This is a genomic window from Bythopirellula superficialaquae (assembly GCF_059632245.1).
In genome coordinates, this window is record NZ_CP197426.1 from 3001211 (window position 1) to 3024027 (window position 22817).

Annotated in this window: 12 protein-coding genes; 5 read left to right on the forward strand and 7 right to left on the reverse strand. The window is 54.0% G+C overall.

Annotated features, from left to right (window positions below; translation table 11 throughout):
- The first annotated feature begins 180 nt into the window (after positions 1 to 180).
- Positions 181 to 1185 carry an NAD-dependent epimerase/dehydratase family protein gene (locus tag SH678x_RS12270; RefSeq protein ID WP_496918738.1) on the forward strand — a complete coding sequence of 335 codons (1005 nt, stop codon included), beginning with the start codon at positions 181 to 183 and terminating at the stop codon, positions 1183 to 1185.
- On the forward strand, positions 1182 to 2324 hold the full coding sequence (locus tag SH678x_RS12275) for a GNAT family N-acetyltransferase (protein WP_496918739.1): 1143 nt from the start codon (positions 1182 to 1184) through the stop codon (positions 2322 to 2324). The genes SH678x_RS12270 and SH678x_RS12275 overlap by 4 nt, the downstream gene beginning before the upstream one ends.
- A 38-nt stretch (positions 2325 to 2362) precedes the next feature.
- On the opposite strand, the gene SH678x_RS12280 is transcribed toward SH678x_RS12275, so the two are convergent.
- From SH678x_RS12280 to SH678x_RS12300, 5 genes are all read right to left on the reverse strand, one after another.
- Positions 2363 to 2845: a hypothetical protein gene (locus SH678x_RS12280; RefSeq protein WP_496918740.1), complete on the reverse strand. Its 483-nt coding sequence runs from the start codon at positions 2843 to 2845 to the stop codon at positions 2363 to 2365.
- A gap of 191 nt (positions 2846 to 3036) precedes the next feature.
- Positions 3037 to 6930: a beta strand repeat-containing protein gene (locus tag SH678x_RS12285; protein ID WP_496918741.1), complete on the reverse strand. Its 3894-nt coding sequence runs from the start codon at positions 6928 to 6930 to the stop codon at positions 3037 to 3039.
- Between the two features lie 1135 nt (positions 6931 to 8065).
- Positions 8066 to 9808: an outer membrane protein assembly factor BamB family protein gene (locus SH678x_RS12290; protein ID WP_496918742.1), complete on the reverse strand. Its 1743-nt coding sequence runs from the start codon at positions 9806 to 9808 to the stop codon at positions 8066 to 8068.
- A gap of 2143 nt (positions 9809 to 11951) precedes the next feature.
- Positions 11952 to 14057, reverse strand: coding sequence for a glucosidase family protein (locus SH678x_RS12295; RefSeq protein WP_496918743.1), 2106 nt, complete (start codon positions 14055 to 14057; stop codon positions 11952 to 11954).
- Between the two features lie 147 nt (positions 14058 to 14204).
- Positions 14205 to 16013 (reverse strand): class I mannose-6-phosphate isomerase, encoded by a 1809-nt coding sequence (locus SH678x_RS12300; RefSeq protein ID WP_496918744.1) that lies wholly within the window; start codon positions 16011 to 16013, stop codon positions 14205 to 14207.
- A 281-nt stretch (positions 16014 to 16294) separates the two neighbouring features.
- Between SH678x_RS12300 and SH678x_RS12305 the strand changes: the two genes are divergently transcribed.
- From SH678x_RS12305 to SH678x_RS12315, 3 genes are all read left to right on the forward strand, one after another.
- A complete protein-coding gene (locus SH678x_RS12305; protein WP_496918745.1) occupies positions 16295 to 17503 on the forward strand; it encodes a GntR family transcriptional regulator in 1209 nt (402 codons plus the stop codon).
- Positions 17504 to 17534: 31 nt separating this feature from the next.
- Positions 17535 to 18551 (forward strand): N-acetylglucosamine kinase, encoded by a 1017-nt coding sequence (locus tag SH678x_RS12310; RefSeq protein WP_496918746.1) that lies wholly within the window; start codon positions 17535 to 17537, stop codon positions 18549 to 18551.
- A 67-nt stretch (positions 18552 to 18618) separates the two neighbouring features.
- On the forward strand, positions 18619 to 19470 hold the full coding sequence (locus SH678x_RS12315; protein WP_496918747.1) for a GNAT family N-acetyltransferase: 852 nt from the start codon (positions 18619 to 18621) through the stop codon (positions 19468 to 19470).
- On the opposite strand, the gene SH678x_RS12320 is transcribed toward SH678x_RS12315, so the two are convergent.
- On the reverse strand, positions 19448 to 21493 hold the full coding sequence (locus SH678x_RS12320; protein ID WP_496918748.1) for an alkaline phosphatase family protein: 2046 nt from the start codon (positions 21491 to 21493) through the stop codon (positions 19448 to 19450). The genes SH678x_RS12315 and SH678x_RS12320 overlap by 23 nt on opposite strands.
- A 36-nt stretch (positions 21494 to 21529) precedes the next feature.
- Positions 21530 to 22657, reverse strand: coding sequence for a hypothetical protein (locus SH678x_RS12325; RefSeq protein ID WP_496918749.1), 1128 nt, complete (start codon positions 22655 to 22657; stop codon positions 21530 to 21532).
- Positions 22658 to 22817 lie beyond the last annotated feature (160 nt).

A 22817-nucleotide genomic window follows, 5' to 3' on the forward strand; every position in this document is an offset into this window, starting at 1 on the left:
GCCAAACCCAAGCGGAAGGCCGGCGAGCGAGCCACGGAAAGATTGACCGCATTGGCGCTGATGATCGAGTCTTGGAGGATCAAATCTTCCTTCTTCAAAACTGCTAAACTACGAATCTAGCTCGGCCCATTCGCCGCGCAGAGATGCAAACCTCTCGTCGCCCACTACAAAGAATTCTCCATGCCGAATCCCCTTTCTTCAGAATTGAGCCTTGTGACTGGGGGGACCGGGCTGATTGGCAGGCATCTTGTTAAGCGATTGCGTGCCAACGGCCATAGGGTTCGCGCTCTCGTTCGCACCTCTAGCAGAGCAAAGTTTTTGGGGGATCTCGGTGTCGAAGTTGTTCCAGGAGATCTCTGCGACACAGCCAGCGTTTCCAGTGCAGCACGAGGTGCCGCGTATGTCTTTCATTGTGGCGGACTTGTTTCCGACTGGGGGTCTCGCCAGGAGTTTCACGAGACCAATGCGATTGGTACTCGCAACGTCGCTCGGGCGGCAGCGGCGGCGAACGTAAAATGCATGGTCCATCTCAGCTCAGCCTCGGTGTACGGCTATCCCGCGAGCGGCTATATCTCTGAACGGTCGCCGCTACTTTCGCGCAACATTCCCTACATTGAATCCAAAATTCAAGCAGAATACGAGATCAGGCAAGCAATCCAGGAAGACGGGTTGCGTGCGACCATTCTTCGTCCAGTCATGGTGTTTGGGCCGGAGTGTCAAAATTATGTTGGTCAAGTTGCTAGGCTTCTGCAATCTGGTTCCATGATGCTGCTGGACGGCGGTCGACATGTAGCGGGGTTGGCCTATGTCGAAAATGTCGTCGATGCGATATTGCTGGCTGCCGCTACACCTGCCGCTCAGAGTCAATCTATGAACATATGCGATGATTTGCCGGTCACTTGGAAGGAGTACATCGACGCATTAACCGACGGAATCGGTGCCCGGCGGGTGCGATTCTCTTTGCCGACGCGATTGGCGTATCCGCTGGCGATGGCTATGGAATCCACCGCAAAGGCACTGCGTCGCAAAGAGCGTCCTCTGCTGACACGCTTAGCCGTATTGGAGCTTGGGCAGTCTCAGGTTTATGATATTGCCCTGGCTCGTCAGGTCCTAGGCTTTACCCCCCGCGTATCGTTCGAGGATGCGATGCACTCAACCCTTGATTGGATTAACCGCCACCTGTGACAGTAACTATCCAGCTCGTGCAAACACTACAGCAGTGGCGCGAATTCGTGCGTCTGGCCCGACGTATCAATGCTAACCTGCCGCTGTGGGTTCCCAATCTGGACAGTGAGTCCCTCAAGGAAATCACGCCCGGAAAGAATCCCTTCTACGAACACGCTACCGCACAACTGTTCCTGGCTTTTCGAAACGGTGAGGCGGTCGGTCGCATTGCGGCTATCGAAAATCCTCGTCACAACGAACACTGGAAGGATCGTGTGGGTTTCTTCGGACACTATGAATCCATTGACGATCTAGAGGTCAGCCAGGCGCTCTATGCGGCAGCCGAAGCGTGGCTTAGAGATCGAAACCTGGACAGCATGCGAGGACCCACCAATCCCTCGATGAATACGAGTGCTGGTTTTCTCAGTGAAGGGTTCGAATTCACGCCCACGATCCCGATGCCCTATACGCCAGTGTATTACCTCCGCCATGCGGAAGCGTACGGTCTGCACTCGGCCATGGAACTCTTTGTCTACGGATTCAAGTTCGCAGAGCATTCCCAGGCAGAAAAGGATCACACCTGGCAACGCGTCCAACGCATGAGCAACTATGTCCAAGAGCGGGCGGGGGTCAAAGTTCGTACGGTCCGAATGGATGCTATCAGTGAGGAACTCGAACACGTTCGCTCGATCTGCAACATTTCTCTCGCCGACAACTGGGGCTATATTCCAATGACCCCGGCCGAACTCGAGGCGGCACGTGAGGAACTACAAGGAATAGTTGATCCCGCCTTGTTTCTCTTTGCTGAGATCGACGGCCAGCCCGAAGCCGTTTTCATTGCTTGTCCCGATTATAACGAACTGCTGAAGAAAATGGATGGCCGCCTCTTTCCCACTGGCTGGTGGACCTATCTCCGCGAGCGCCGTCACATCCAGAAGCATGTCATTTATGTCTATGCCGCCACCCCCAAAGCCTACTCTGTCGGTGCTGGTGCAGTGCTCTACGAGAACTTTTTCGGCGAGTGTTTGCGTCGAGGAATCAAGCATTTGGAAACTGGCTATATCCTCGATTCAAATACGAAAATGCGCAACTCGATTGAAAAGTTCGGCGCGGAAGTTTGGAAGCGGTATCAATTGTTTGAAAAGAAGTTTTACGGTTAATCAGGTTTCATCTCTGTTCTTGTCGCACCGTGGGACTCTCAAAAGCAAAACGCAAGTATATAAAACTCCCAGCCGGTCAACGTACTTATGAAGAGTTGCAAGCCCAGCAACACGATCCAGAAGATATAAGTGGGGCCGAACTCGCAAGGCCCAGGGGGTGTAGGAATCTTCCGCAGCGCATTGATCATTAGCACGAGCCAGAGCGCGGCGGTGATGCTCAGGAAGGCAAGGTGGATGGTCAGCGTCATGTAGGTGATTCGAGGGATGGAATTCACTTCTTCGCCAAGACGCGTCCGCCAGTCATAGGAAAAGAACTCAAACGCAAACAAGCCAGCCGCAACGGCAAACATAGCAGTAACGATCAACATCAAACGTTTGTGGGCCTGGTAATTTTTTCGAACCAACAGCAGTTCCAAGCCATGAATGAACAGTGGAATGACAGCCAGTTCGAGGAGAAACGCCACATCGTATGCCAACGACGCGCGCGATCCGAGGAAACCGTTGATGCCGAGATAGTTCATGGTTTATTTGAGTCCGAGTCACATTCGCTTGGCAAATTCGCTACAACTGGGTGGGCATTTCACGCTGAATGAGCCCTGGAGTGTTCCTTTAATCTAGCAGATAGCAGAGCGAAAAACACTAGTGGGCCCCCGATTTCCCCAGAGAGCTTTCCGCTATTATGGGGTGAAACTGTACAAAGGTACAAAATCCGTCATAGGATTCTCGACTTCGCCGTCTCACGCGGCGATGAGCATTTTTGAGACTCACCCACAGTGATTCGCCGCCACCTCGCGAGCTTCCCGCTCACCGCCATGAGCGACAGCAGTACCCAGGTTGAAGGCTCCGGCACGCTCACGCTCGCGGCGACCAAAGACCCCGTGCCGTAGTTGGTTTGCCAGTCGGCAAGATTACCGAGACTAGGATTGCGTTGCCACGCGAGGAAGTCGCGGCCATCGACGTCGCCATCACCATCAAAATCGCCACCCAGACCTGCAGCGACGCTTAGCACGCCGAATGTGTACAGCGCCGAGGTGTTCCATGCCAAGCCGGCAACCGCGGGCAGGTCGAGCGTGTCGAATGTGCCGCTTTGGCTGATCCAATCAAAGAGGTTGAATGACTGGCCGGCGGTTGGCGTAAACCCATTGATGAGTGACACACGTAAAGTGCCATCAAACGATAGCGCTCCGGAGGATTGAATTTGATCGTAGCCAATACCGGCAGCCGAGCCGCCCAGCTCCATGATGAGAGTGCTGGTGGGCGATAAAGCTGTGTTTCCAACCGAGAGGATCGTGGGCGACAGGCCGGGCGAGAACGTGCCCGTGAAGCTCACATTGTCAAACGTCCCGACGCCTTTCACGTAACCACTAAGCGTGATGCGGTTTGCTACCGAAGTGCCCTGTAGCGACCCATTGTTGACAAACGGCTTGAGGGAATTGTTGGGTGTACTAATCAGGCCGACACCGGTCACGTTGTGGCCGAAATCGACGACAGCGCCATTGGCCGCGGACAGAGTGCCAGCCGTGCTGCCGCTGCCCAGTGTGGTGAGCGACCCGAGCACCGCTTGATTGGAATCGAGCAGGGTCACCGTGTTGGTGCCCGTGCGCAGCTCTCCTTCGCCCACATAGCCATCGACCGCGCTGGCGCTGCCCAGCGTGAGATTGCCGGTGGCCACAATCGTCGAGCCAACGCGCTGCGCCACGCGGGCGCTGATCGTGCCCGCGCCTTGGAAATTGTCGCCGGAGTCGAGCGCGACTCCGTTGGCGGCAGTGAGCGACCCGCCGGCCGCCATCGTCGTCAGGACACCCAGATTCGCGAAGCCGAGCGAGCGGAGCGTTACGCTGTTGGCACCGACCTCCAGCACACCCGCATGGTTAAAGCCCAGGAAGCTGTTGCTAACACCCAGTGCCAGACTGCCCCCTTCGCCGCGAATGGTCGACTGCTGCGCACCGCTCAGCGGTCCCGCGAGGTCGCCGTTGCCTGCCAGCAAGCTGAAGTTAGGCACAGCCAGCCCGTTGGGCACGAGACTGTTACCACCGGCAAAATGCAATTCTCCGCGATTCCACAGAATCGTGCCTACGGTGGCGTCGACGGATGTGGCGGTGAGGGCTCCGCCGTCCAAATTGAGCACGCCGTCGCTGGCGAGCGCCAGGGCGCCCACGGTCGCACCTGAGCCGGGCGCCATTCGCAGGGTGGCCTGAGCCGCAGTGCCGTCGCCGATGGTGAGCGCGGCGCCGAGGTTGCTGCCGGTTCCGAGTAAATTGAATTGACCCGCATTGAGGTCCGCGGGGCCAGCCCCGGCAAGGCGTTCGAGTCGGCCGGCATTGATCGTGCCGCCGTCCAGATAGAGCGCACCGGCTGTCCAGATTCGGAGCGTGCCCGCAACGTTTACAGTGCCCCCGGTATACACGTCGAGGACACCACTACCGCCTGCCGCGCTTGCGGTCCCGCCAATGGCCAGGTCTTGCGAGTTGTCCCAGATGGAGCCGGCCCCCGTGACAGCGACGCTGCCGTCGGCACCGGCGAGGGCGCCGAGGGTGCCTGAGGTATTGCTGACACGGCCGCCGTCGCTGATCATGAGCTGGCCTGCGCCTCGAGTGCCGACCGAAAGGGCGCTGCTGTTGTTCCACAGCGAGCCGGCCCCAGTGACGGTAGCGGCGCCGTTGCCAGTTGCGCTGTCGGCAAGGGATCCGACCGTGTCGTTAACGCGGCCACCGCCGCTGATCGTGAGTTGGCCCGAGCCGCTGTCGGCGACTCGAATACTGCTGCTATTGTTCCACAATGAGCCGGGACCCGTGACGGTAACGCTGCCAGTGGCAGCGGCGACGTAGCCGATTTCACCGGTGGTGTTGTTGACTTGGCCGCCGTCACTGATCGTGAGCTGGCCCGCGCCTTGAAAGCCGACGAGAACAGAGGCGCTATTGTTCCATAGCGAGCCGAGTCCCGTGACCGTGGCGGCGCCGTCGCCCGTGGCGGAGTAGCCGAGAAAGCCGGTCGTGTTGTTGACTTGGCCGCCGTCACTGATCGTGAGCTGGGCGGCACCTTCGTCGCCGACTTTAAGAGTTGCGCTATTGTTCCACAGCGAGTTGGTCCCGATGATCGAAGCGCTGCCGATGCCAGTGGCCAATATGCCGAGGGAGCCGTTTGTGTTGTCGACCCGGCCGCCGTCGCTGACGGTGAGTTGGCCTGTGCTGTGGTAGCCGACGAAAAGGTTGCCACTGTTATTCCACCACGACCCGACCCCTGTGACGGTGGCGCTACCGTTCGAGCCGGCTTGTAGGCCGACGAAGCCGGCCGTGCTGTTGACCCGGCCCCCGCTGCTGACCGTCAGCCTGCCAGTGCCGCCAAGGCCGACGTCTAACTCGTTGTTGTTCCACAGCGAACCGGTCCCCGTGACCGTGACGCTGCCGTTGCCAGTGGTAGAGCGGCCAAGGGTGGACGTGGTGTTGATGACCTGAGCGCCACCGCTGATCTCCAGTTGGCCCGTGCCGTCGTAGCCGACGCCAAGGGAACCGCTATTGTTCCACAGCGAGCCGGCCCCCGTGATGGTCGCGCTGCCGTTGCCCGTGGCAGAGTAGCCGAGGTAGCCCCCGGTGTCAGTGACCAAGCCGCCGTTACTAACCCTGAGCTGGCCCGTGCCGGCGTCGCCGACGTAAAGTGGGCCGTTATTGTCCCACCGTGAGAAGAGCCCCGAAACAGTGACACTGCCGTGCGAGTTCGAGGCTTTGCCGACGTAGCCCGTGGTGTTGGTGACCTGAGCTTCACTGCCGATCTCCAGCTGGCCTGTGCCGCCGCTGCCGATGTAAAGTTCAAAGCTATTGTTCCACAGCGAGAGGGGCCCCGTGACCGTGACGCTGCCGCTCGACTTCGGGCCGTTGCCGACATAGCCGTAAAAACTGTTGACCCGTCCGCCACCGTTGATATCCAACTGACCCGAGGCGGTGCCGTCGCCCGCCACGCCTCGGCCGACGTAAAGGAAGCTGCTATTGTGCCACAGCGAGTCGGTCCCCGTGACGGTGACGGCTCCGCTTGAGTCCCCTTGAGAGCCGATGTAGCCGATCGTGTTGTAAACATAACCGCCGCCAGCGATCGTAAGCTGGCCCTTGCCGAGGGAACCGACTGTAAGGTCGTTGTCGTTGTACCACTGCGAGTTGGTCCCCGAGATGGTGGCACTGCCAACGCTAATGGCAGATAAACCGAGAACGCCATTCGTATCAGAGACAATGCCGCCGTTGCTGACCGTCAGCTGGCCCGTGCCAAGGGAGCCGACAAAAAGTTGGCCGCTATTGATCCAAGCCGAGTTGGCTCCGGTGACCGTGGCATGGCCGACGGAGCCGGCGTTAACGCCAACGATTCCATTGTCGTTCGTCTCCGTCGTGCCGCCATTGACTTGCAGGAATCCAATGAAATCGATGCCAACATCCCAAGATGTGCCACCCTCCTTGTAGGCGTCGCCGGAGTACAAGAGCACCGCTGAAGCGAACCGACAGGGGACAATTAGCAGTGCTGCGAAAATCGCAACGCTTAAACCAAACGTGCAGAACCGGCGATGATTGGTATTCGTTGCAGGCGATGCGACGGGCGAGTGCGGTACACGGTTACGGGTCATGGGATATGGCCTTTCGAGGTTTCAAGAGGTTGAAGCTTTGCTTAGGTTCTCAATGGGAAGTTGGTTTGTCTTGTCGGCCCCAGCGGTGGGGCGCGTTTCGTTCGACCTCGACTCCTATGGGATGCTTTCGAGGGACGGCTTGCGAGCGCTAGTTTTTTCACCTTGTTTGGTTCGAAGCTCCGGCAGCGCTTCTTGCTCGACTCGATTACGGGCCACAGCGTCACTTTCAGAAGCGCATACAAAAAGCGTTGGCGCCTTCTCCGACTCGGTGCGACTAATAAGTCACCTGAGGTGGAAGAAGACGCCAACGCCTTCTATCAGATCAAATAAGATAAAAGTTATGTCTTCGGGCTAGCTGCGCTGCCAAGGACGAATCAAGTCCTCCAATAAGTACGATAGTCTCTTGCGGGCACCGAGTACCCTGGATGGCTTTAGATTGTCGCACGAAACTTATCCAATAGCAAACTGCTGCAAAAAGGCGGGGAAACTGGTCCGGGCCGTGGTCAACGATGCCCGATACGCGTCCTTGATGTTTCGCAAAGGCACCTGCCACAGCGCTGTTGGCGTTTTTAAAACGTTCGTTTTTCGACTCCCGTCGTACCAAGTCCCTTCTGCGTCGAAACTTACTGCTATTGTGTCCCAAATTGCCGTCTCGTAAATCAAATTCCCGAAAAGTCGTGGGAACACCGAGTTTTTGAACAGGCACGAGCGGAGCCCCACGGGACAAGGCGGTGGCGGGGCGAACTGACTGCGTAACTGCGTAATGAGGGCGTGACATTTTCGCTTGACCGCGCTAGCGAAATGTCGGTTCGTCATGTAATCATTGGCAAAGTACTTCGCAAGCCGCCAAACTTTGCCAGGTGCGATTCGCTTTGACTACGCTTTTCACTCACTCGAACTCGCTGAAGCGTCTGCCGACGCGAGACACCTCCAGCAGTTCGCCAAAGTCCTAAACCGCCTCGTTTGATGCATCCTCATGCATGAAGCAATGAGCGGAACTGCAGGCAGTGAAGACAACCTCAGCGAATTGGGAGATCAGCAGATTTGCGGCGTTCAGCCGAGCGCCGTTCTTTAGAGCGGCAAGAGCAGCAAGATTGGGCGTCGGTGGATTTGTAAAGCCGATTAGTGCTCGTTCTCACTTCCACCGGTATGCGGACAACCCGTTCAATTCGCGCACGTAGATCTCTTCACCTGACACTGCCAGATGTGCCCACGTCTCTTCACTGGCCAGCTTTGCCTCGCCGAGCAGCGTGAATTCCTTGGGGTCGGCTGCTAACAACAGTAGGCGTCCATCTTGAACAAGCGCCAGAATCTTGTTACCACGGGCGACTAGGCTGGCGTACTTGCCATAGGGCTTTGACGTCCAGGTGCGCTTACCATCGGCTAGGTCAAGGCATGCGAAGCGACCATTCTGCAGGTGCATGTAGACGTGGCCGTCAATCATTACTGGACTCGACATGTAACCCTGGGCGTTGTTTTCCCAAGCTGTCGTAACCTGATAGCTTCCGTCCGCATGTGAGATTTCGTAGAGCCAGGCACGGTTTTGGTAACTGCTGGTGAAAATTGTGTCTTCAACGACCAACGGCGTCTGGATGTTCATTCCCTGGAACGCAGGTACGGTTTGCTTCCAGAGCACGTTCCCAGATTCAAGGTCTAGTCCGGCGAGTTCGGTGCGGGTTTGTACAACGAGCTGGCGTTTCCTGGCCACTGAGGCAATGATCGGAGAAGAGAAGGCCGAGCCATTCATGCCTCCGCCGTCCTCCATCGAGCGCCAGATGACCTCGCCGCTCAGCTTATCCAGCTTGGCGACTCCTCCCCCTGCCTGAACGTAAACGGCGTTGTTGTCGACGAGCGGCGAGCAAACGAAGCCGAATGTGGGCAAAGACGCCCCAAACTTCTCAACGAAATCGACCTGCCACACCTTATCGCCCGATTTGGCGTCCAAACAGATGAGGACATCGCGAATCCCCGCGACGTAGAGTCGCTCACCGTCATACGCCGGGGTCGAGCGTATCCAACTACCATTGGAGGCGGCAAAGAAGGGAACCTTCATGGACCCCTTCCACTCGGCGCGCCAACGTTCGTCGCCTGTCGTGCGATCCAACGCGTAAACGACCTCGTCCGACTCGCCCCGTGTCTCCGTCGTGAAGACCAGTTCATCAGAAAGCACCGGTCCGGAGTAGCTTGGCCCGAGTTCGACTCGCCAAAGCTGCTGGAGAGACTCCTCGGACAACTCATTAGGCCAATCACCGTCGATTGAATGACCGTCACGGTTTGGGCCCCGCCACTGCGGCCAAGTCCGACCTGACGAATTCCAACGATTGATCACGAGTTTCTCAGTGTCAAAGTCGGCGTTGCGTGCAATGGCGACCAATTCGTCGAGCTTCTCCCGAGGAACCGATGCAGCGCGGGTGAGAATCCACAACGACTTGTGATTGGGTGTGCCTACGACTGCGTGCTGGTAGTCTTTGTCGACGTACATCACGTAGTAGTTCGCGTCTTGCGGAAACTCGGGGCCAAAAGTCACTGCCAATCGTGGGGGATCACCCGCAAGAATCCGCGCTTTTCCCTTGATCTTGGAGATCACTTTACCATCGGGCGTGTATGCCGTGTTTTCGACAAGCACCTCGTCGTCGGCGCTACCCGCTGAGTATTCGGCGGCAGCAAGGGTGCCCTCTGGCTGCATCGACGTCGGGAGCCGCGCCGCTTCGTACCACTTTCCGAGATAGCGCGCCGGCTCGAAGTTCTTTGGGAACGGCAAGCTCTTAATGTTCTTGACTGCGCCTTCTCCAATCGAACTTGATTCCTGAGCCACTACCGCACAAGTGCAAACCAGGAGTTGGAGAACGACGCTGCACGCAATCTTTCGGAGTTCCATTTGCATTCTCTTTCGGGTGCGAGACAGGCAGACCGCCGATTCTTGAGAGGATCCGAACGCGGCAGAGTACTGCGATAGCATAGGGGGTTCCACATGGGATTTGAAGTGGCACCTGCTGTGCTTGCGCAGTAGCACGGACAAGGCAATGGCCAAGTCACGCCGAAGTCTGCGATCAGACTCAACTCGCTTCCCCGGCCGCCAGAGATGAAAGCTGACTAGCGCAGCGGTCCCGCCACCGACGTCAGTTTGTGGCATCTCGAACTCAACGAAGCTGGACCACTCGCAGTTACGAACGGTCGGTTCAAACTGTAGGAGGTGAGAAGAACCTCTGCAGCTGCGCCACCAAATCGACGACAGCCTGATCCTGCTTGTGGACGAATCGTAATGGCCTTCCGCTCGTGCACAATGAGGGCGAGTCATAAGTCGTCTAGATACCAAACTCGTTCCAAACAGGTCGATAGTCCATCAGGTAGATTTGCTTCCTGGGACTATTAATTACGGGCTTTATTGGACTCTGACCACTGAGAACCGTAAAAACCGTTGCACACAAATAGGCCGCTAACTTAGATTAACGGTGTACACAATCGAAAAACGATCGCTGGCGCGAGGACTCAATCAATTCGAGATGGGTAGGAGAAAAATTCTATGAAGACACTCTTTCTAGCTTTTCTTTGCGTGCTCACTCCTCTAATTTCTGCGCGGGCCCAGTCGCCCTGGACCCCAATTCAGCCTACTTGGCCAGTCTATGGACCTTATATCCCACCCGACATATACCCTCCGCGTTCTTTCTCTAACCGGGTGTATATCATCGAAGGTTATGGGGATGGTGGCAACATTTATCCTAAACGCTATTACAGGCCAACCTGGGGTGGACGTTTTTATCGGAGCGAATGGTAGTATTGCGGATTGGTCACGAGCAAGGGTTGGACATCTTTGAAAAATGTAAAACACACTTTAGATTGCCCGGGCAAGCTGTGATTTGTCTGGATTTTGCAGATGATGAAAGAAATTAGCTACGCTAATCGAGCCATGGATTGGCTAGAGTCAACAAGATTGCGTGTGCGGAACTTTGGGAGTTATTCATAAGTTACATTCGCGGGGTAAGCAATCATAAGTTCGCTATTTTACCATCCTGGTTTCATGTCTCCGTTAATGCACTAGATATATGACTACCAATTGCGAGCATTGTCGGGGAGTGGTGGTAAAAATTTCTGGTCCTAAAGGGGCCCCCTCAGGCGATACTACACCGAAAGTATTGAACGCCTCTAAATGAGGTCGCGGATCAACGTGAGAAAAAGATTCCGAATGCAGCAAAAGGGATATCTCCCATGTCCTACATCGGAGTGCCTGAATATCGATCATTCCGAATCGCCCCGATTATATCGGTTTTTGCCGAGTTCTGTGGCAATTAGATGACAACGGATAGGTTGTCAGAGATCAAAATAACAAAATGTCACACAAAATTTTAGCCTTGAACGGGAGGAAAATGTCGTCCAGAAGATCAATAACGGTGTCAAATCAGTGTCTAAAGGGCATTTTCGTGAGGGTAGTAAGGAGTCAGGATGATCGAGACATCGAAAGAACTCGGTTGCTGTTCCCTCAGATGAGCGATTTGTGAGTATTGTGAGAGCGCAACTCCAACAGACCACTATGGTGTTGCGCTACGTACCATCGCCAGGATGCCAGCCTTTAGCGCCTCGGGCAGTGTGGGCCAGTGAGTGATCAATTCTTGTAGTTCTGAGGGTAAATCCGCAGCAATCGCGCCGGATTTCGCGCCGCAGAGATCGTCAACTGCTGAATTTCCTGAGGAATAGGCAAGGTGTTCGAATCCGGCCCCCGCCACTTTCTTTATGTCTTGCTGAAACCTCACGTTAGGTTACCTGTCATTGGTTGGCAGTGCGTCTCATTTGCAGCGCATAAGGGGTATGCTAAAGGGGTAACGCCGGGCACGTACCCTGTTTGGCTTTTTAATGAGCAGGATTACGCAAGTGGCACGTCTTTTCCGGACTCTTAGCAGCGTTCGCCTAGACAACCGGATAAGTCATAAATTGGACGACGCGAAATTGAGCTTGTTCTCGCGACGCAAAAATGATGCTCTGGTAATTTCGGGTGATGTGACGTAACAAAGTTCGCTTCAACCTTGCTAATCCTGATACCGGAAGCTGACACCGTCAGAGTTACTAGTAATGTCAAGCAACCTATCATTGAATCTAACGTTGAGTAGTTCTCCTTCGAAGCCGCGGTCGGTTTCCGACTTATAGAGCGTAAGTTCTTTCCCTTCTTGTGGACGGAAGCCAAACAACGTGCCAATAATGACCTCGGCAAAGGCCCCTCCACCAACACTTTCACGCATACAGGCCCCTCGCATGGCGATACGAACTGGGGCATCTCGGCTCGCGCGATTCTCGCCATAGTATTCGCGAGATTGGCCGTAAATGCCTTCGTAGAGCACACCTTGAGTGTCAGCGAAAAATTTAACACCGTCTTTCCAATCGCCCAACATGCACATCACCTCAGCAGTGAACGCGGGCCACGCATCGTAAGCGCCCATGGGTCCGTGATCGGGACGATCAGAATTTTCGGCTGCCTTGTCTTTAGGCGACATGGCTCGCATCCACGTGGGCGTCAGCAACTCCCGTTTGACAAAATCGACCATTTCACTTTTCATCGACGGGTTGAGATCATCGTTCATATATCGGCCAACGCAGACGAAATCGTAGCAATGGCGCAGTTCAACCTTTTCGCCATCTCTGTGCAGGGCATACCACACTCCATCGCCAGCTTTATACAATCCAAGGACGGCCTGCCCAAACTGATCAGCCCATTCACGCAGTTCGCTGGCTCGCGCGGTATTTCCGCGTTCTTCCTGAATATTAGCCATCGAGCGCATCATCCAAACGTTCGCGGCGTTGAACGAAGGCACACGGTGAATATAAGCCGGTGCACACTCCAGCAGGTTTTTGTTTTCGCCATAGTCAGCCAACATAATACTCTTGTCGGTCTGAAGTTCTTGCCAGTTGGTAGCCAAGGAATCGAGGTGTTCGAGGACTGTGCGATCATCAATCTTTTCGTCTAAAAACTCTTTGTCGCTAGTTGTATTTAGATATTCGTTAACAAATGTGAAAATTGTCGAATCATTCGCTGCATACCAGCCCTCCCACTGTTGGCGCGTATCCATACTATAGACAGGGCCTTTATGGGGATCGCAAGCCAAAAATATCTTTGCGTGCTCTTTCATGCCCTTTGGCTCAAGGAGTCCAAACACCTTGGACCACATCGATGTATCCCAGAAAAAAACGACTCCCTTGGCGCGTTCACCGCTCGTAACAAAAGTCCGATCACACGCCTTCATGTTTGTTCGGTGCAATACCAGGAGAGTTAGAATGCTCCGATAATAGATATCGCTGAGTTCTTTGTTGCTCGTATTAAGAACCGGCAGATGTCCGGAAAAGTGATCGTTTCCTGGTGTAAACATTTGCTGCCAACGATGCTCCCAGCTCGATTTGATTCCATCCCAAATTTGGGTGAATCGTTTAGCCGAATCCAGGGCCGTATCGACGAGTTCTGGCGATGGAAATTTGCCTGAGTTCCAATCATGAACCATCACAAGCTGCACCTGAGTCGACTCCCCAGGTTTCAGGACCTTTTTCCAGGTCGCGGCGACGTGCGAATCGTCACTCTTTAAGCTTTCAGGTAGTTCGACAAAGGCATGGACCATCTCCAGTTTCGCGTCTTTTTCCTTTTTTCCCGTCGAATCACCAAAGCCATGTGATGTTGCGAGCTTCGGGTCGTTGGACTCATAAGCGATCGCCCGAACTGGTGAACCTGCCACCTCACTCCCGGGAATGTCCATCGTGAGGTCCACAGTTTTCTCTTCTTGAGAACTGTTGGTGGCCGTCACTTCATACAAAAGGCCGCCCCCTTCAAACATCATCCGGACTACTGTCTCAACAACGAGTCCATCCATGCTGTGCTGCCTAACAGCTTGATGGGGGTACCATCTGCATTTCGTCGTTTCATACTCATGGCCGTTCACTTTGAGTTTCACAAGTGGGAGCGTCAGATAACGGAACCACCGAGGGCCCGTTGGCCAATCGAAGAGCTGACCATCGGGATTGTAGTTCACCCCCATCAGATCGGGTGAGCATGCCGCCATGTCATGGAAGTTGTGTAATGAGGGCATGTGTGCCAGTTCGGCCACTTCGAGCCACTCGCTCGCCATCTCGTCGATGGCCGGGACGTATTGCATACTCTCTTGCGTTTCCGCGGGAACCTTCTCTGTCGTCTGGGCACTTGCAACGACACTAAGTGTGGACGTCACTGACATTGTCACGAGCGTTGAAATTAAAAGCGTCGAAGAGATTAGAGAGAATCGCATAGGTCACTCACATTTTCGTTACAAGCGATCAGCGGCCTTAATGAATGCCTTGATCACTTTGACAGGAGATTTACCGAGATTGAGAAGTTTGTAAGAGCCGGCGGCCGCGGGTACCACGAAAGTTTCGATAAAGTTAAATCGCGCAGTCATTCCATTTTGGGTTTCGACCATCACGCTTGTACCTTCGACCACCATCAACACGTGCGGAGAGCCGTCGGTTTCGCCGACGATTTCTGTTTCGAACTCATAGCGATGAACATCGTAGAAGTGTTCCTCGTGCGTCGGCAAATGAACGACCCGCCAATCATCACCGTCAGAGATGACTTTCGGCTTGCTGATGAGTTGCCGCAGAGCTTCATCGCCTCGCCGTTCAAAATCGAGATTCTCGAATGCGCGCTCAATATTTAACGGCCTGGGAACACCGTCGAGGCCGAGTCTCAACCAATCGTACATCTTGAACGTAAAAATATACGGCGTAGCGCTGATTTCCAGCACCAGAATATCTTCTCCCGAGCAATGAATCGTGCCGTTGGGAATAAGCAATAACTCGTGCTGGCGAGCCGGCACGGTGTTAACATATTTCTTTACGTCTACTTTGGTCGAGTTGCGATAGCTCTCTTCCAGCTCAGCGCGGAATTTGTCGGGATCAATGTCCTCTTGGAAACCAAGATAAACTTCTGCCCCGGGTTTACAGTCGACAAGGTAGTACGTCTCGTCTTGTGTGAATGATTCTCCAAAGTGCTCTCGGATATATTCTGGCCGCGGATGGCACTGAACGGAGAGGTTGCCTCCATCAAAAGTATCGAGAAAGTCGAAACGAATAGGAAAATCAGATCCAAACCGATTTACACTCTCGCCCAGCACTTCACGGGCGTTATGGTACATCAACCAATCAAATGACACTTCAAGTTGGTGGCGACCATCGGAGAAAGCAATGCCATTTTCCGGCGTGATAAGCTCGAACGACCAAGCATAGTTTGACTCTTCTTGAGGCAGCTGATGGATACGTTCCTTGAGCCACTGTCCTCCCCACGGCCCAGCCTCAAACCAAGGTCGGACGCGAAAAACGTTCGTGCTCATCCGATCCAATGCATCCCGAAGGATGGGCCCCGATATCATCGCCAGTTCAGAGGGCCGCTGTCCGTCGACAAACCAGTCCACTTGGTTAATAAGTTTTGACTTGTGCCGATTGAGGATCGGCCAATCGACGAAATAGAACCGTTTGTACTGCTCCTTAGGGGACACGTATCTATCAGCGGCAAGATTGAGAACATTGCCCATCCGGGACCGATATTGCAGCTCATTTTTGGGCAGATCAACATAGAAAAGGGGACCTTCCCAATCAACCAAGGCCGCCCCGCAACCATAGAGGATCGTCACGGTCGCGTTACTATCAGGAATTAGTGCGGCCAGACGACTTGCGTCGAAAAAATCCGTCAACTCGCCGATGTAGCGCGTACCGAACAATGGGTCGTGGCCTCCCAGAAAGGGCTCCACCATCGACTCAACTTCCGATGGACTTTTCTGTGCCTGGGAAACGTCAATCCATTTCGCTTCGATGTTGATACTTGAGAGGGCATCCTTGAGCTTTTCACGTAAGCCATCCCAAAACACGCCGATGAAGCCATCGATGCGGACGGCATGGTGAGAGACAACTTGGTCGGCGAGCGCGTCAAAGCCATACTTCACAGTTCCCGGCGGGACTGGAAACGCTGGATAGAGGCAATAGGCCTGATCGACGCTGAACGTCGGAATTATCGGAGCCAGCCGCTGAGTCGACTTCCGAAATGTTACATCATTTGGTTTGGTGGTCGGGCTGTCGTGCACGTTTTATCCAGACTCATAAGTAGAAGTTCAATTTTCACACTTGTTCACACCTGGGAAGTCAATAAATCAGCGAAATTGCTGAAGCATCGATAGCTTGCCCATAGCGTAGAATTCGCTCAAAAAGAGTGTGCAGAGCACGGAACCGGTTTACAATTTAAACTAACATTTTGACCATCTACGTCAATACTTCTGCCCGGAATGTAGTATCTATTAGACCAATATTGTATTCTGTAGTTGGCGATACCCCTTGCTTGTCGTTAATACGTTAGCCTGGAACTTCTATGAAACCTGACGGCAATCATCTCTCGACACTCTCTTGGCTTGGCAGCATAGACCCGCAGAAACCACGCTCAAGGCAACTTCACGACGTTCTCCTTGAACGCATTGAGAGCGGCAACCTATTACCTGGCGCGAAGTTGCCTACAGAACTTCAGTTGATGCAGCATTTTGATGTCTCGCGCACCACAGTGTCGCGGGCAATGCGTGACTTGGAACTTCACGGCTTCGTTCAACGGCGGCGCGGATCAGGCACCTATGTCAAACAACGCGTCCAAACCGAACAGTTAGACTTATCGTTTTTCGTTCCTTGGGTCGAATCGGGTGTACCTCTGCCTTATGTTGAAGGTCTAATTCATCAGCGCTTGGCAGACATTGCTTCGCAGCGGCATTCAACATTGATTTTGAAATGCTACTCGGGTGAAGGGACCTTTAGTGAGCGGGTCATCAATGCAACTAAGTCGTTGATCGACTTGCGAATTGACGGAGTTTTCTACTATCCTGCCGAATTGCCCGACGATCAAATGCAGTTAAACCGTATTGTCGTCGATATGTTAGTCAAAGCAGGTATTCGCGTGATCTTGATCGATCGGGACATCGTGCCGTTCCCAAATCGCAGCGAATTCACTCGTATTGGTTACGATAACCGTCGAGCAGGAGTCGCACTTACGGAGCATCTGATTGAATTGGGGTGTGAACGTATTGCCTTTGTGGGAATACCAGAAGTGTCGACGGCAGTCGCTGATCGCCTCGCAGGGTACTACGAAGCTCACCGCATGCACGGACTGCGCCTCTGTCCACGATTAGTCCACATGGTCGACGAAATTGAGTTGACGCGAACATTTTGCGAGAAGTTAGTGCGAGTTGAATCACCCGATGCCATCATCTGTAAGATGGACCGCTTTGCCGCCCTCATAGGCAGGCATCTTATGGAGCAAGGATTGCAGATTGGTCGAGATATCAAGCTGGCAGGCTTCGATGATGATCCGATAGCTGAATTGCTGCCGGTATCACTGACGACCACCAGACTGCCCGTACAACCCTTCGCCGAAGCCGCATATGAAGCGATGCTCGCTATGATCGCCGGTGTTGAGACAAGTCCACGACAGGTCATTATTGACACTGAATTAGTAGTCCGAAACTCGACGGACATCAGAACTGGGCAAAAGAATGCTGTGGCTCACACAATGATCCGCGAGGAACAGGTTCAGTAACGATGAAAAGCTTCAGAATGGGTTTCAATCTATGAGCGAACAGGTTGTGATCGGTATCGACGGTGGCGGGACCAGGCTACGCGCCGCCATTGTTTCGTGCAGTGGAGAACTGCTGGGACTTGGTGAGGGTGGTTCAGGCAATTACCACGACGTCGGGGCAAATCAGGTTCGCACGAATATTAGTGAGGCTGTTTCGCAAGCGTGGACTGCTTTCGACAACAGCCCACGAGAGGTCGCTGCCATTTTCCTTGGCCTTGGTAGTATTGTCACTCGCGAAGATCAAGAGGCCATTCGCGAAATCGTCACTGAGTTGGCGCTAGTACCCGCGGATTTAATCGGTGTTGACCACGATTTGCGGGTGGCATTGATGGGAGGCTTGGCCGGCGAGACGGGGATCGTCTTGATCGCTGGCACCGGTTCATCTTGCTACGGACGCGACAAGCATGGCAACAGCTGGCAATCGGGCGGCTGGGGACCGACGCTGGACGATCCGGGCAGCAGCTTCTGGTTGGGACGCATGGCAATGGTCGCCGCCATACGCGACTACGATGGCCGAGGCGAAGCCACGATGTTACGAGACGGTGTAATCGACGCGTTGGAGTTATCCGATATTCGGCAGATTCTGCGGCGTGTTGAGTTGCAGGGAATGACGCGCACCGAAGTCGCCGTTTTGGCTCGTCTCGTCACAGAATCGGCCGCTCAAGGGGATTCTGTCGCTTGTCAAATTATTCAACAGGGCACCGACGAGCTCGCTAAGATGGTTGCTGCAGTAGCGGACAAGCTCACAAGCAACAACGAGACAACGCAACAAATTCCCGTGGTCGTAACAGGCGGGCTTACTTCTGCACGACAGATCTTTATGAACCCGCTCGCTCAGTCTCTACGGTGCATCGCACCGACGGCTATTTTGAAGGAAGCCTTTCTTCCACCAGTGCTTGGCGCCGCTCTGCTTGCTATGGAACTTACAGGCGAACGACTTTCCTCCAGCGTAGCGAACAAGCTTGAGGCAGAATACTCCGCGGTCAAACACGTTTGCTCGGTCAAGTGATGCCATGTCGCAGGATTCGTCGTATTCGACCCGCATAGCACATAGCAACGATGCTAAAGCTGTTCGAATGTTGCTATCGTCGGCGACCGACGTGTTTGAACACGTTTTGGTCGCCGAAAGTGAACTCCCACAGCGTATCGTTGCCGCGGGAGCGTTGACACGATCAAGGCGACCGAAGCCTCTGAAAGGTCCGGGAGTGACTCTGCAAGTCATCGAACCTTTCAGACGCAAGGGCATTGGAAAAACATTGCTGTCGCAACTTGCCGCGCGTGCGATGCAGCTCGGTGCAGAGGCCATCTACGCCACGCAGAAGGTGGATGTCAACAGCGAAGCCATGCGAGCTTGGGCTGCTTTTGGCTTCTCCCCTTGCGAGACTGTCGAGCACCATGAATTGCCACTCGACCAGTTTGAACCCCAATTAGCTCCGCTCTATGATCGAATGCGTCAGAAAGGAAAGATACCAGCTGCTGCTCGTATCATACCTTTATTCGACGCCGACTGTTCAGAAGTTCTGCGACTTCACCTCGCCACAATGGGAGGCGATCCGATGACCCTCTCGCAGAAACTTCGCGGCGAGGTAAACGGTTCGTTCACGCCAAGACTTTCACGAGTTCTTATAATCGATGAACGGGTAGCTGGTTTTATTCTTGGCCACCTCGTGTCGCCAGAGACCGCCTATGTCGATGCCAATGTAGTTGCACCTGAAGTGCGTGGCAGTTGGGCAAATGTGTGGCTCAAACTTGAAGCGACCCGAGAGGCCATGCGATGGGGTATCAAGCAGTTTGTTTTCACTTCGTTCGATCACTATAAAGACACTCGAAGCTTCACCGATAGAATGCGTGGCGTCACGGTGCGGAAGTCGGTATTGATGTATCTTCCACTCGTGCCAGCTCACGTCAGTGATGCCGATAGCGGATAACTGCGTTGCCTTGATCGAGACATACCTCGGCCTGTGATGGATTCGCGAGCAACATCCGATAGACTCTGGCCATCCAACGGTATGGCGCAGCAGCTCGCGGTTCTAAAGCCGCCCACGAGTTCAGTGCCTGAAGTGCCCCCTCCGGCTTATTGAGAAAGAATAATGCGACAGCTAAATGATAATGTGCCTTACCAAATCGCATATCTTTTTCTAGCGCATCGAGTGCGTAAATCGCAGCATCTTCATATTCACCCAAATGCAATTTGACAGCTGCCAGCCCATCGAGTGCAGCAGCCGAGGCGCCATCGTGTTCGAGGGATTGTTGAAAACTTATCGCGGCCGCAGGGAGGTCGCATTTCCGTAGATGAACAGTCCCCGCCAATAGGGACAGGCCAAGAGGCATCGCTTTGCCTCGACGGGCGCAGCAGAGCGCTTCCAGCGCCCGATCGAAGTGTCGATCCGCAATTTCGATGGCGGCGGAAAGCAGATAAAGTTGCGGCTTCTCGAACCCGTGACACGTCAGCCAGTCAACTTCTTTCCTGGCAGCAAAACGCTGGCGTCCCCGAAGATAGCTTTCGGCAAGTAGCGAACGAGAATGGTACCAATCAGGGTTTTGACATGTAAGTTCCTCGAGCACGGAAGTGGCCTGATCGTGCAATCCGGCGTCCATCAACGATATTGCCCGATTCAAAGTGGTGTTACGCTGACATTGAATCGCCGCTTCGCTGGCTGCCACATCAATTGGATCGGTGTAACCTAACTCAACGAGGTACTCGTATTCCTGATCATTGGCTCGATCATTCTCTGTATCTTCAAGAGCGGCCAACTCGGGATTCATCCGCGCCTTTTCATCGACTAGGTGAGAATCCCATGTTGCGATCGCCTTCGATCGGAGTCCGCCCTCAAACAGATCCTCGAGGGGTCGGCCACTCATATCTTCTCCATAGGGCACACCAAGCAGAGAGAGAATTGTTGGAGCGACGTCAAGTAGACTTCGCGGCGTGATTTCTAACCGATGAGTCACTCCCGGTCCAAAAATCACAGCCAGACCGTTATTGCGAGGAACTGAACCCGACAGAGAAAGGGCATTTGTTTCGCCATCCTCAGAAGATGTCGTGGACGAATTTCCATTTGCAGAGACGATCATCACGTGAGTATCTTCATCAAGCTGAGACATCAATTGCCCGAGAAGCAAATCGTGGTGCTCATAACAACCTGCAATCAGAGGTAGGCACAATTCAGCGGCAGCTGGCGAGAGATGACGCAGCCAGTTTGCCAGTTCATGACAGCGGCGCAATCCAGGAAAGATGCATGTCGCAAAGTCCCAAGCCTGCGCGCCGAGACACCAACGAATCGCCCGAAATAAGGTCGCTGTTTGGGCTAGGATATCGCGACACATCGCCTCAAGTTTTGCGTGTTCGCGCAAACCAATCATGTGAGATGGTAGCAGTTGGCCAAGAGTCACATCTTCGACTTGGTGGGGCGCCATACCTCGCTCACTCAACACTTGCCCTGCCTGAAGAGGCATAACAGTCGGTCCTGCAGGCCGCGGAATTGCCCTGCCTGGAAGGTCTGGCGTGAAACGATCTGATACACAAATTCCTGCGAGCGACTCGGCCGGATGTGTGACGGGCCAAGCGACAACATGGGTCCGCAGACCAGCATGGTGCAGAATATTCCACACCGCGCTGCATTCTCGATTGTGACGCGTCACGGGCCGAAGCTTGGAGCATCCGGCAACCGGATAAAAAGCGTGTAGTATGCCGTGCTGATGCGGTCGTTTTCCGGTAGCTAAAGAAGTCCACGCGGCTTGATTGAATGTCGGTCGCGATACGGCTAGTTCAAGTGCGACGCCGCCATCCACGAGCGATTTAAGGTACGGCAACCGACCAGCTTCGAGTAGAAACCTTAGGGTGCTAAGCTCTGCGCCATCCCAACCAATCAATAAAACACGTTTTGCGAACCGCCTAGCCCCCTCTACGCCAGCTTCAGTGGGCGTTTGCTCGGGTTGCTGATCCGCCATCGTGATATTCGTAGTCTTATGGGCTAATGCCGTCCACTACGACCTTCCGCCACTGAAAAACCTTCTTGACGCGAATCCACCCAGGAGCAACATGCCACCAATCGCTGTCATGAGCATCGATCCTGGTTCCGGGATCGCGGTAACAGAGGCAATATTGGCCACTAAGCCACCGCCAACGCCGTAGTTGGTCTGCCAGCTTGTTAGATCACCAGCAGAGAAGGGATTGGGCGACTGCCCTCTTTGCCATGCGAGAAAATCCCGTCCATCGACATCGCCATCGCCGTCGAAATCCCCGGCCTGAGTTTGCTCACCAACATCGCCTGCGACAATAGACACACCCTTTGTAGTCTCGTAGGCCCAGCCAGTAATTGTACCAGTAGCATCTGCTTCATTATCGATGCGAACACCGATCCAACCGTACCAGTATTGATTGGCATTGTTGTTCAATCCCGTCCTGCCGGCATCGTTCAAATCTAAACGAACACCCAAGTACCGGACTTCTCCATTATTTCCTATAAAATCGTCGAGCAAAGGAAATTCTGGCTGCGGACCAAATGGAATTGTCAGCGGTTTGCTAGGTTGGAGCGCGGTGTCGATTTGACCAGCGTCTTCGTCGATGAGCCGATTCGCACGAATTCTCGTACCCGTTCCAAGAAAGCTATCCCCCTCTTGGAAATCCCAACGCGTTCCTTCAACGAGCCCGTTGGCGCTCGACCCTGTAGCACCGATCAAATCACCGGCTTTCAACCCAACGGCATACCCGCCTTGGTCGCCAAAACTGTTTGTGAACGTCAAAAATTCGGAATCACTGTTGGCAGGAGTTCCATTTACAGGGAATGTGGTGAAATTGTCGATCGGCAACGGATTAGCGGCACTCGACACATCGTTCTTATCGACTTGCAAGTAATCGAGAATGCTTCCACCGGAAAGGACATACCGATCGTGATCTATCTGAAAGTCGGTCTGGCCATCGAGATTGAAATCGATGTTAACTTCTTGATTAATACCAATGGTATGCGGCGTCGTGTTCGACACCACAACACCTTCCGCTGTCGAAGCCGAGATAGCACCTACACCTCCTGCAGCAACAAGATAGGCTTTCAGGCGATTATCAAGACCTGATAATTGATGGCTCGATTTATGTGAACGACTGAAAATATTCATAGCAAGTTTCTTCCTGATGCAGCTTCAAAAAAGCCTCAATGACATTCCTAGGTATCGACCGCATGCCGTCATACGGAGTTCAATACCGCACACAACAACTTGTCGGAGATGTTGCGGAAATTGAGTGTGAAAAGGAGTTTAATCGCGGCGGAACAAAGTA